General features: G+C 73.3%; 10 protein-coding genes. 5 read left to right on the forward strand and 5 right to left on the reverse strand.

Features of this window, described 5'->3' with window-relative positions; all coding sequences use genetic code 11:
• The first annotated feature begins 36 nt into the window (after positions 1-36).
• Together ASD06_RS19790 and ASD06_RS13535 are read left to right on the forward strand one after the other, a co-directional pair.
• Positions 37-162 (forward strand): hypothetical protein, encoded by a 126-nt coding sequence (locus tag ASD06_RS19790; protein ID WP_255354499.1) that lies wholly within the window; start codon positions 37-39, stop codon positions 160-162.
• 85 nt (positions 163-247) lie between these two features.
• Positions 248-1417 (forward strand): acyl-CoA dehydrogenase family protein, encoded by a 1170-nt coding sequence (locus ASD06_RS13535; protein WP_056678684.1) that lies wholly within the window; start codon positions 248-250, stop codon positions 1415-1417.
• On the opposite strand, the gene ASD06_RS13540 is transcribed toward ASD06_RS13535, so the two are convergent.
• Positions 1392-2579, reverse strand: a complete 1188-nt coding sequence (locus tag ASD06_RS13540; protein WP_056678688.1) for a TIGR04053 family radical SAM/SPASM domain-containing protein — start codon at positions 2577-2579, stop codon at positions 1392-1394. The genes ASD06_RS13535 and ASD06_RS13540 overlap by 26 nt on opposite strands.
• Positions 2576-4006 (reverse strand): protoporphyrinogen oxidase, encoded by a 1431-nt coding sequence (hemG, locus tag ASD06_RS13545; RefSeq protein ID WP_162248083.1) that lies wholly within the window; start codon positions 4004-4006, stop codon positions 2576-2578. The genes ASD06_RS13540 and hemG overlap by 4 nt, the downstream gene beginning before the upstream one ends.
• Before the next feature lie 145 nt (positions 4007-4151).
• Here hemG and ASD06_RS13550 point away from each other — a divergent pair, with 145 nt between their 5' ends.
• A complete protein-coding gene (locus ASD06_RS13550) occupies positions 4152-6539 on the forward strand; it encodes a patatin-like protein (protein WP_056678694.1) in 2388 nt (795 codons plus the stop codon).
• Here ASD06_RS13550 and ASD06_RS13555 read toward each other — a convergent pair.
• Positions 6518-7771 carry an EAL domain-containing protein gene (locus tag ASD06_RS13555; protein WP_056678696.1) on the reverse strand — a complete coding sequence of 418 codons (1254 nt, stop codon included), beginning with the start codon at positions 7769-7771 and terminating at the stop codon, positions 6518-6520. The genes ASD06_RS13550 and ASD06_RS13555 overlap by 22 nt on opposite strands.
• A gap of 36 nt (positions 7772-7807) precedes the next feature.
• Between ASD06_RS13555 and ASD06_RS13560 the strand changes: the two genes are divergently transcribed.
• Positions 7808-9022: an MFS transporter gene (locus tag ASD06_RS13560; protein ID WP_200942209.1), complete on the forward strand. Its 1215-nt coding sequence runs from the start codon at positions 7808-7810 to the stop codon at positions 9020-9022.
• Positions 9023-9079: 57 nt separating this feature from the next.
• On the opposite strand, the gene ASD06_RS13565 is transcribed toward ASD06_RS13560, so the two are convergent.
• Positions 9080-9565, reverse strand: coding sequence for an FMN-binding protein (locus tag ASD06_RS13565; protein WP_056678700.1), 486 nt, complete (start codon positions 9563-9565; stop codon positions 9080-9082).
• The gene (locus ASD06_RS13570) at positions 9562-11028 is read right to left on the reverse strand and encodes a ferric reductase-like transmembrane domain-containing protein (RefSeq protein WP_056678702.1); all 1467 of its coding nucleotides are present in this window, start codon (positions 11026-11028) and stop codon (positions 9562-9564) included. The genes ASD06_RS13565 and ASD06_RS13570 overlap by 4 nt, the downstream gene beginning before the upstream one ends.
• Positions 11029-11112: 84 nt before the next feature.
• On the opposite strand from ASD06_RS13570, the gene ASD06_RS13575 reads away from it, so the two are divergent.
• Positions 11113-11802, forward strand: a complete 690-nt coding sequence (locus ASD06_RS13575) for a response regulator transcription factor (protein ID WP_056678705.1) — start codon at positions 11113-11115, stop codon at positions 11800-11802.
• Positions 11803-11828: the final 26 nt, after the last annotated feature.

An 11828-nucleotide genomic window follows, 5' to 3' on the forward strand; every position in this document is an offset into this window, starting at 1 on the left:
GAGCGCGTCAAGCCTTGGTCAACTACAGTCCACCGCATGACCGACATCGACAGCATCTTCGCCGTGGTCATCGGCTCGATCATCGCCATGGGTGGCCTGCTGGCGCTCGCGACCATGATGGAGCAGTGGATGAAGCGCGACCCGATCGCCGACCGCGACTGACCTCACCTGTGACGCGTTTCCGACTGCTCAGCGGGGGCTGAGAGGTCGAAATCTCATCACAGGTGGCGGGCGCTAGGCTCCGGCCATGGCCGCCCAGTCTCCCCTCGCCCTGTTCGACGTCGACGGGCTAGTCGGCGACGACGACCGCGCGATCCGCGACACCGTGCGCGCGTTCGTCGACGACCGGATCAAGCCGAACGTCGCCGACTGGTACGAGTCCGGTTCGCTGCCGGCGCGCGAGCTCGCCCGCGAGCTGGGCCAGCTGGGTGTGCTGGGCATGCACCTCGACGGCTACGGCTGCGCGGGCACGTCGTCGACCGCCTACGGACTGGCCTGCACCGAGCTCGAGGCGGGCGACTCCGGCGTCCGGTCGTTGGTGTCGGTGCAGGGGTCGCTCGCGATGTACGCGATCCACCGCTACGGCAGCGACGAGCAGAAGGACGAGTGGCTGCCCCGCATGGCCGCCGGCGAGGCGATCGGCTGCTTCGGCCTGACCGAGCCGGACTTCGGCTCGAACCCCGCCGGCATGCGCACCCGCGCGCGTCGCGACGGATCCGACTGGGTGCTCGACGGCACGAAGATGTGGATCACCAACGGTTGCGTCGCCGACGTCGCCGTCGTGTGGGCGCAGACGGACGACAAGATCCGCGGCTTCGTCGTACCCACCGACACGCCGGGCTTCTCGGCACCGGAGATCAAGCGCAAGATGTCGCTGCGCGCGTCGGTCACGGCCGAGCTGGTGCTGGACGGCGTCCGGCTGCCGGAGTCGGCTGTGCTGCCCGGGGCGGTAGGCCTGTCGGGCCCGCTGTCGAGCCTCACCGAGGCTCGCTTCGGCATCATCTTCGGCTCGCTGGGTGCCGCTCGCGACTGCCTCGAGACGACGATCGCGTACGCCGGCAGCCGCGAGATCTTCGACAAGCCCCTGAGCGGGTTCCAGCTCACGCAGGCCAAGCTCGCCGACATGACCCTCGAGCTCGGCAAGGGCATGCTGCTGGCCCTGCACCTCGGCCGCCTCAAGGACGCCGGCCAGCTGCGTCCCGAGCAGGTCAGCCTCGGCAAGCTCAACAGCGTGCGCGAGGCCATCGCCATCGCGCGAGAGTGCCGCACGATCCTCGCCGCGGCCGGGATCACGCTCGACTACCCGGTGATGCGCCACGCCAACAACCTGGAGTCGGTGCTGACCTACGAGGGCACGTCGGAGGTGCACCAGCTCGTGATCGGCCAGGCGCTCACGGGGCAGTCGGCGTTCCGCTGAGGGTGGTGGCGTCGACGTCGTCCGGCTCGTAGCTGCAGCTCGGGTCGCTGTCGAGCAGGTCGCCGGTGACGGCGTACGCGTGCGACCTCGATCCGCCACAGAGCTCTCGGAACGCGCAGCGCCCGCACTTGCCGCGCAACAGCTCGGGTGAGCGCAGCGCGCGGAACACGGGTGACTCGCGGTAGATCGTCACGAGGTCCTGCGCCCGCACGTCGCCCGCGATGTGCGGGAGGAAGCCGCTGGGGTAGACCTTGCCCTGGTGGTCGACGAAGACGAAGCCGCGGCCGGCGTTGACGTCGATCGGCGGCCGGGCGGCGCGCTGCCGCAGCTGCATGCCGTGCAGCGCAACCGACGTGGTGCGGCCGAGCTCGTCATAGAGCGGCCCCCTCTCGGACGTGAGGCGGCCCGCTGCCCGCTGCAGGACGACGCGGCGGTAGTGCGGCGCCTCAGTGGTCTTGATCGCGATGACGTGCGAGACGTCGGCGAGCCAGTGCAGGACGTCCTCGACCTGGTCGGCGTCCAGCGTGCGCAGCTGCTGGCCGCGCCCGGTGGGCACGAGGAAGAACACGCTCCACAGCGCGGCCCCGAGGTCGATCACGCGGGCGAGCAGCGCCGGAAGCTCGTGGACGTTGTCTCGGGTCACGGTGGAGTTGACCTGCAGCCGGAACCCGCTCTCCCGCACCAGCTGAGCGGCCTCGAGCGTCTGCTCGAACGTGCCGGCGATGCCGCGGAACCCGTCGTGCGTGAGGGCAGTGGCGCCGTCGAGCGACAGCGACACGGCCCGGGCACCGGCATCACGCAGCTCGTGCAGCCGGTCAGCGGTGAGGTTCGGCGTCACGGACGGCGAGAGCGACACCGACAGGCCCAGGCCGGTGCCGTAGCGGACGAGCTCGGCGAGGTCCGGCCGCTCGAACGGGTCACCGCCGGTGAGCACGACGAGTGGGTGGGGAGTCGGGAACGAGGCGATGGAGTCGAGCAACGCCCGACTCTCGGATGCGTCGAGCTCCAACGGGTTGCGGCGCTTGATCGCGTCCGCGCGGCAGTGCAGGCAGGCCAGCTGGCAGGCGCGGGTGACCTCCCAGATGACGATGAACGGCCGGCTGCCGACGTCGTGCCGCTGGTGGCGGACGACGGGCCGGGCGGCCGCGGCGGGGATGCTCACGCCACCACCTCAGCGGCTTCGGGCCGGCCCAGCAGCGCGTCGACCGCCCGCTCGCCGGAGCGCAGGCAGGCCGCGACTCCGACGCCGTCGTACGAGGCGCCCGCGAGCGCGAGCTGCGGCAGGTCGGCGAGCCGCCCGCGGGCCGTGGCGACGAGCTCGCGATGGCCCACCACCTGCTGGGGCATGCTGCGGCGCCAGCGGTGCACCGACACCTCGTTCGGCTGCAGACGCAGCCCGAGCAGCGTGCCGAGCTCGTCCACCAGGCGGTCGGCCAGGGTGTCGTCGGTGAGGTCGTCGAGCCGGCTGTCGCCCGCGCGGCCGGCGGACAGGCGCACGAGCGGCCGATCGCCGTCCAGGTGCGGCCACTTGCTGCTCAGGAAGGTGGCGGCGCGCAGCACGTGGCCGCTGCTGGAGGGGAGCAGGACGCCGGTGCCGTCGAGGGCCGGGTGACGGCTCAGCCGCGGATCGGCGAACGACGCGATGACGGTGGCCACAGAGGCGGTCTGGACCAGCCGGAGCGCAGCAGCCGCGCCGGGAGCAGTCGGTGCGAGAAGGTCGGCCGCGGTGGCTGCCGGTGTCGCGAGCACGACGACGTCAGCGTCGATGATCTCGCCCGAGGCGAGCTCGACCTCACACGATCGGGTGCCGCGAAAGCCCAGGGCGCGCACCGCCTCCTGCAGGCGCACAGGCTCGCCGAGGCGCGACGACAGCTCGGACGTCAAGCGCTGCAGACCGTCCGGCCAGCTCAGGAGCCCAACGGGCGCCTCGGGGCGGGCCGGCGCGGGCGTGGGGGGCCGACGGCGCAGGACGATCGAGCGCCCCTCGGCGGCGACGTCGACCAGCTGGGGTGCGCAGGCAGCGAGGCTGAGCCGGCGGACGTCACCCGCGTGGATCCCGCCGAGCAGGGGGTCGACGAAGCGGTCGACCACCTGCGGGCCGAACCGGCGTCCGACGAACTCGCCGACGGAGACGTCACCCACCACGCGGCGGCGCGCGAGCAACGGTTCGAGGCCGGCGCGCGCCAGCGCCAGGGGGCCCAGCACGCCGGACGTCAGCACCGGTCGCAGCCGGGTCGGGCCGGCGGGCCCCACGCCGGCCGGTAGGCGGCGCAGCCGGCCCTCGCGCTCCAGCCAGGTGCCACCGGTGCGGGCGGTGACAGCGCTCTCGAGCAGCCCGAGCTGAGCGAGGGTGCTGACGGTCGACGTCTCGGCGACGTGCACCCCCTCGGCCCCCACGTCGACGGCGCGGCCGTCGAAGAACACCGTGCGCACCTGACCGCCGGCGAGATCGGCCGCCTCGACGACGGTGACGTGCACGCCACGGCGGTGCAGCCGCCAGGCCGCGGCCAGGCCGCTGACGCCGGCTCCGATCACCACCGCTCGCGCTACGGGTGACACACGGCCAGGACGGGCGGGGCTGGTCGGCACGTGGCCGAGGCTAGGTCGGCGCCACGGGTTGCCCCAGGGCACAAAGTCCCGTGGTGCCCACCGTTGACACGCCGCCCACGGCGCAGGACGCTGCGGTGCACCACGGGTGCGGGGTGGCGTATCCGGGTGACCTGCGGAGGACGCCGTGCCAGGACCCGACGACACCACGACGACGCGGCCGAAGCCGCACACCGTCACCGAGCTGCGTCTCGCCCTCATCTGCTACGGAGGGGTGTCGCTGGCGATCTACATGCACGGGGTCGCCAAGGAGCTGCACAAGCTGGTGGTCGCGTCCCGCGCGTTCGACGAGCTGGGCCCGGCAGCGGCCAACCCCTTCGACGAGCGCACCGACACCGAGCACGCCTACTTCGAGACGCTCGGCGACCTGGCCAGGGAGCGGGTGCTGGTCTCGGCCAACATCGACATCGTGGCCGGCACCTCGGCAGGGGGCATCAACGGCGTCTGCCTGGCCAAGGTCCTGGCGCGCAACGGATCGCAGGACGCCTTGAAGCGGCTGTGGATCAACGAGGGCGACCTCACCAAGCTGCTCAACGCCCCGCCGGTCGGGGGATGGCGCACGCGGGCTGCGCTGGCGGTGGGCCGCACCCTCCTGAGACTGCGACAGCCGGTGTCGCCGCTGCGTGGCGCGCGCATGTCGCAGCTGCTCTACGACGCCATCAGCGCCATGGATCAGCCGGTCGACCCCAGCCGCGCAAGCCTCCTGCTGCCCGCGACGCCCCTCGACCTGTTCGTCACCACCACCGACCTGGACGGCGCGGCGGTGTTGGTGGCGAGCGGTGCCGGCGGCGCGAGCCAGCGCGAGACCAACCACGCCCAGGTCGTGCAGTTCCGCGCGCGCGACGGCGTGGAGAAGACCTTCGGACCCGGCAGCGTGGGCGCGCTGGCCTTCGCGGCGAGGGCCACGTCGTCGTTCCCCGGGGCGTTCCCGCCAGTGAGCCTCACGAGCTTCGCGGCCGAGATCGACCCTCGGCCGCTCGACACCGACGCCGTGGCGCTGATGTTCCGCCGCCGGTACGCCGACACCACTGCGGCACGTCGGTGGTTCGTCGACGGCGGCGTGCTCGACAACGCGCCGTTCGATCTCGTCGTCGAGGCCATCGCCGAGAAGCGGGCGCGCACCGAGGTGGTGCGTCGGCTGGTCTACATCCAGCCCGACCCGGGCCTCCGGCTCATGCAGCAGGACGACCAGCCGGACGGCGACGAGTCGGCGCCGGGGTACCTGAAGGCGTTGCTGCGCAGCGTCGTCGGGGTCAAGGGCAGCCACTCGATCCTGCGCGACCTCGAGGACCTGCGCGACCTCAACGTCCGGGTGGCCGAGCTCGGCGCCATCGCCGCCCAGCAGATGGACCAGGTGACGGCGGCCATCGACGAGGCCTGGCAGCAGACGGCTGGCGCACCGCAGAGCGCGTGGAGCATCGACGACCCTGACGACGTCAAGCGCCTGGCCGACAGCATGTACGCGCAGGCGCCGGCGTTCGCCGGTGCCGCTTTCACGACGTACTGCCGGCTCAAGGTCGAGGCAGCGGGCGAGCGCCTGGCCGACGAGATCGTCGCGCGGTTCGTCTACCCGCCCGGCTCCAGCCGCACCACCTTCGTACGCGCCGCCCTGGCCGCGTGGGCCCGTGGTCGCGTCGAGTGGCGGCAGCCTGACTCGACGCGGCTGCTCGAGATGCTGGGGCCGGTCGACGTGCCGTACCGCGAGCGACGGCTCATGTTCATCCTCGCGGGCATCAACGCGCTGTACCCGGTGGCCGACTCCGGCCCGGGCACGCCGCGCCGCACGGAGCTGGATGCGTTGAAGGCCAAGGCCTGGGAGCTGCTCGACGATCTGCACGCCGCGCCGCGCGACGCCGTGGGCGCCGTGACGGACTCCCTCGTCGCCTTCCTCGGCGCCGACCTGAGCGACGACGCGGTGTTCGCCAACCCCGAGGCCTTCGCGGCCGAGCACGACGCGGCGTTCACGCAGCTCTTCACGACCTACCGGGCCAGCCTCGCCGAGCAGCTCGCCGACAGCAGCGTGCCGATGTGGCAGTCGTTCGCCGAGCTGACGCGAGCCTGGGCCGCCGAGACGCGCCGCGGCCTGCTCTCGCGCTACCTCGGCTTTCCCTTGTGGGACGCCCTGATCTTCCCGACCGTGGCGCTCTCGCGGCTGCCGCAGTTCACGCCGATCACGGTGAGCCAGTTCAGTCCGTTGGCCGCCATGGCCTTGCCGACGCCGAAGGGCGGCAAGCTCAAAGGCGTGTCGCTGCACCACTTCGGCGGTTTCGTCGACGCGGCGTGGCGGGAGAACGACTACCTCTGGGGACGTCTCGACGGCGCCGAGCTGGTGCTGCGGATGCTGCGCGGCACCGCGGGGCCGGCGTCCGAGCCGAGGTCAGCCGCAGAGGCCGCCGAGCAGGCTGGACCGCACCTCGAGGCCGCGCTGAGCGCCGTCCTGGGCAGCGAGCGCGACCTGGAGCGCATCACCGGCCTGCGCGCGACGCTCGAGGCTCAGGTGGCGGCCCTGTCTTGAGGCGGCCGCGCCGGCACGGGCACCGGCGGCGACGGGCGCGGCAGCGAGCCCGCCAGCTGGTCGACGGGAGCCGGCCGACCCAGGTGGTAGCCCTGGGCGCTCTGGATACCCAGCGCCGCAGCGGCCCGCAGCTCCTGCTCGGTCTCGATCCCTTCGGCGACGACGGTCGCCCCCACCTCGTGCCCGAACGTCACGAAGGCGCCGGCGAGGGCCCGCTTGGCGGGGTCGACGTCGAGGCCGTCGACCAGCGTGCGGTCGAGCTTGATGTAGTCCGGTCGCAGCCGCAGGATGTGCCGGAACGACGCGTAGCCGGCTCCGGCGTCGTCCACCGCCACGCGCGCCCCGCGGGCCCGGACCTCGTCGACGAACGGCAACAGCTCGGCGTAGTCGTCCACCGACACGTGCTCGGTGATCTCGAGCACCAGTCGGGACGTCGGCCACAACGACTCGTCGAGCAGCCGGGGGAGGCGCCCGCTCAGGAGCGTCTGCGGTGAGACGTTGACCGACACGTACAGCCCCGGCGGCAGGTGCTGCGCGCCGTCCAGAGCCTTCTCGACGGCGAGCAGCTCGAGCGCGGTGCCGAGACCGACGGTGGCCGCCTCGCGGAACCACCGGTCGGGCGCCTGCACCGGCTCAGCGGTGAACCGGGCGAGAGCCTCGACGCCGACGACCTCGCCAGAGGTGACCGAGACGATCGGCTGGTAGACGGCGTGCAGCGCCTGCTGCTCGATCGCCGCAGTCACCCGCGCGTGCGTGCGCTGCCAGGCGGCGAGCGCGGCGACGTCTGCGTCGATCGCGCGCAGCGTGCCGGTGAACCCGATGGGCTCGCCGTCGGGGCCGACGTGCAGCAGCGCGCTGCTGTAGAGCTCTCGCTCCTGCCCGTCGCGCGTCACGTAGGTGTAGCGCTCCTTGGTCCACCCCGAGCCGGCGACGAGTGAGTCGGAGAGGAGCCGGCGGGCCCGGTCCAGCTCGCGAGGTGCCAGCACCACGGCCATGCTCTGGCCCACCACGTCGGCAGGCTCGTAGCCGAGCAGGTCGACCGAGCGTGGCCCGGCGTAGGTGATGGTGCCGTCGGCAGTGGTCTCGAAGGGCACCTCGTCGGCGGTCTCGAGGAAGGCCGACAGCCGCCAGTGGGTGAGGTCGTCGTGCGGCGTCACGGGGGCGATGGCCCGCGCGAGGGCAGCGCGCAGCCGCGTCATCGCGACGCCTGCGGCACCGAAGTCAACCCCCATGGTGGGATGTATCGGACGGCAAGCGAAGGAGGTTGAGTGCGCGAGCACGCTGGGTGGTCGCCGTGGCGCACGATCGTGGGCTTCGGCGTGGTGTCGTTGCTCGCCGACGTCGTCTACGAGGGGGCGCGCTCGATCACCGGGCCCCTGCTGGCCTCGCTGGGCGCGACGGCCGTGGTGGTCGGCGTCGTCACCGGCGCGGGGGAGGCGGCGGCGCTGGTGCTGCGGCTGGTGTTCGGCCCGCTCGCCGACCGCACGCACCGGTACTGGGCCATCGCGATCGCGGGGTACGCGCTCACCGCGGTGAGCGTGCCGCTGCTCGCCGTGACCCCGTTCGTGGGCGGGGCAGGGCTCGCGCTCGCGTGCGTGCTGGTGCTGGCCGAGCGCACGGGCAAGGCGGTGCGCAGCCCGGCCAAGTCGACCTTGCTCGCAGACGCCGCCGGGCACGTGGGGATGGGGCGCGGGCTGGGCGTCCACAAGGCGCTCGACCAGTTCGGGGCGTTCGTCGGGCCACTGATCGTCAGCGGCGTGATCGCGGTGACGGCCGTCATCTGGCCGGCGATGCTGGCGCTCGCGGTGCCGGGCATCGCGGCCGTCGTGCTGCTGGGGTGGATGCGGGCGCGGCTGGACGGCAGCCGGCAGCCGACGTCGCCACCGGCCGAGGCCACCGCCGTGGACGTCCCGCGCGAACGACTGCCGCGGGCGTTCTACCTCTTCGCGGCCTCAGCCGGGGCCGTGAGCGCGGGGCTCGTGACCTTCGGGCTCATCTCGTTCCACCTCGCGACGCAGCACCTGGTGAGCGTCGCGGTGGTGCCCGTGGTCTACGCGGCGGCGATGGGCGCCGAGGCGATCGCGGCGCTGGCCACCGGGTACCTCTACGACCGTCACGGGGCACGCGTGCTCGTGGTGCTGCCGGTGCTCGTGGCGGTCGTGCCGCTGCTGGCCTTCCGCGGGGTCGTCGGGGTCGTCGTCCTCGGCGTGGTGATCTGGGGCGCGGCGACGGGGCTGCAGGACTCGACGGCCAAGGCGCTCGTGGCCGACCTGGTCGACCGCAACCGCCGCGCCAGCGCCTACGGGGTCTTCGCAGCCATCCAGGGCGCCGCTGCGGTGAGCGGCGGCGCCGTCGCCGGTGCGCTCTACGAGCGCTCGCTGCCGGCGCTCGCGGTGGTGGTGGCCGTCACCCAGGCCGTGGCGCTGCTGCTCCTGCTCGCGTCCCTCCGCGCCCACCGGCCGCCGTCCGTCGTCGACATGTGACGCGTTCGCGACCTTCCTGGGCTCGAGAAGGGTCGAGAACTCGTCACAAGTCGCTGCTCAGAGGTGGGCGGCGTCGAGCGCGGCCTGCAGCGACTGGCGGTACCCCTCGCTCGTGTACGTCGCCCCGCTCACCGTGTCGATCTGCGCCGACTGCGCCTGCAGCGCCTCCGAGCGCAGCTGAGGCGCTGCGTTCGCGCTGATCGAGCGCGACGTCCCGTTGGCGTCGGTGAGGTGCAGCGCCTTGACGTCGAGCAGCTTCGAGCCCTTCACGACCGCAGCCACCTGCACGTCCCCGTACGGCGTCGACACCACCGCACCGGTGATGGTGCGCTTGGTGGCGGGGGCCGTCGTCCGGGTGGTCGAGCGTGAGCCGGTCTTGCTGCGAGACGCCGGCTGGTGCGTCGACGACGCCGAGGGCGGTGCGGCCACGACGTGCACGCCGGGCACGCTGCCGGGCTGACCCGCCGTACCGCCGACGCGCCACGCCGTCACGAGTGCGGCTGCTGCGGTGATGACGGTCGCTGCCGCCGTCCGGCGCCTCACCAGCCGAACCGCTCGTCGTGCACCTGCGAGGCCGGCACGCCGGCCTGCGTCAGGTCGCGCCGCACCAGCGACATCCACGCGGGCGGCCCGCACAGGTAGACGTCGTGGTCGCGCAGGTGCGGCACCAGGCGGCGCAGCGTCGCGGCGTCGGCGCGGCGCTCGCGCCGGGCCAGGTGCGGCGGCAGCCACGAGCCCGGTACGGGCGGCCCCACGAGCGTCTCGACCCGCACGTCGGACGTCGCCGCCAGGTGGTGCAGCTCGTCGACCAGCACGAGCGAGCGCTCGTCGTTGCCGCGGTAGAGCACCGTCACGTCGCCGGGGCGGGTGGACGGCGCGCCGGCCAGCTCCTCCACGATCGCGCGCACCGGCGTGATGCCGATGCCCGCGGCGATGAGCAGCACCCGCTGCTGCGTCCGCCGGGCGGTCGTGAACGCACCGTAGGGGCCCTCGATCACCACGCGCGTGCCCGGCTGCAGCTCCATCAGGCGACGCGAGTGGTCGCCGAGGTCGCGCACCGTGAGGCGCAGGCGGCGGCCGTCAGGTGCGGCCGAGAGCGACCACGGGTGGGCTGCTGCCCACAGCCCCCGGGTCAGGAACCTCCAGTGCATGAACTGGCCGGCGCGCACGGGCAGGCGGTTCAGCAGCCGACCGCGCACCACGACCGACACGACGCCCGGCCCCTCGGGCACCACCTGCTCGACGACGAGCTGGTGACGCAGGCTGCGCCACAACGGAACCAGCACGCGGAACACCACGACGGCGCCTGCGGTAGCGACGTAGAGCGCCAGCCAGAACGCCCGGGTCACGGGGTGCCCGGCGATGTCGGTGCCCGTCGACAGCTGGTGGGGCAGCGACAGCGCGACACCCGCGTAGGCGGTGAAGTGCACGAGGTGCCAGGTCTCGTGGCGGGTCCGGCGGCGCGCGGCGTTCACCGACGTCACCGCGACGACGACCAGCACACCGAGCGCGACGAACGCCGTGAGCATGTCGGGCACCGCACCACCGAGCATGCGCACCGGCTCGACCAGCCACGCGAGGGCCGGGCTGATCCCCGACCGCGCGCCGTAGCCGAGCACCAGCGCGCCGGCATGAGCCAGCAGCAGCGGCAGCGCCACCCGGCTGAGCCGGCGATGCGCCACGAGCGCGCGGTCGTGCCCGTACGTGCGGTCGACCCACGGCAGTCGTGCGGCCAGCAGCAGCTGCAGCAGAAGGAGCACCGTGCCCACCAGGCCGGTCAGGCGGCCCAGGCCCACGAGCCGGTCGGCCGCGGTGCCGCCGGTGAGAGCCGAGCTGCCGCCGTCGAGCAGGAACAGCACGGCCGTCGCGACGACGACCGTGACCGCGATCACCTCGAGGACGTCGGCCGCGCGCCGCCGCGCTCGCGCCCGCTCCTGACCCGGCGCGTGGGTGCCGGACGTACGGCGCGCATCGGTGTGCCTGACGGGCCCGATCACGGTGCTCATGAGCGCTCCTTCACCTCGAACGTGACTCCACGATGCGCCGCCAGACTCAGAGATCTCTGAGAGCTCACGTGCCACCATCACGGGGTGACCGACGCTCACCCGCAACCTCAGCCGCCGCGCCCTCGGTTGCTGCTCGTCGAGGACGAAGCCGATCTCGCTGGGCTCCTGGAGGGCCTGCTGATCAGCGAGGGCTACGACGTCGACGTCGCGCGCGACGGCCAGCGCGGCCTGCACCTCGGGCTCACCGGCGACCACGACGTGCTCGTGGTCGACCGCGGCCTGCCGGCGATCGAGGGCGTCGACCTGGTCCGCCGCCTGCGCGGGCGGGCTGTCACCGCGCCGGTGCTGATGCTCACGGCCCGCGGCACCACCGACGACCGGGTCGAGGGTCTCGACGCCGGCGCCGAGGACTACCTCGTCAAGCCGTTCGACGTCGACGAGCTGCTGGCCCGGCTGCGCGCCCTGCTGCGCCGCCACCGCGACGTCGCCGAGTCGCTGTCGCTCGGCACGCGCACGCTGTCACCGGAGCAGCGGCTGGTCACCGGCGGCGGCCAGCCCGACGTCGAGCTGTCGCCGCGCGAGGCGGCGCTGCTCGAGGTGCTCGCCCGCCGCCCGGAGCGGGTGTTCTCGCGCTCCGAGCTGCTCGACCGCGTGTTCGACGACGCCGACACCACCGGGTCGGTCGACACCTACGTGCACTACCTGCGCCGCAAGCTCGGGCGCGACGTCGTCCGCACCGTGCGCGGTAGCGGCTACCGGCTGGGCTCAGCATGAGGGACGCGGCATGAGGGACGCGGCAT

Source organism: Angustibacter sp. Root456 (genome assembly GCF_001426435.1).
GTDB lineage: Bacteria > Actinomycetota > Actinomycetes > Actinomycetales > Angustibacteraceae > Angustibacter.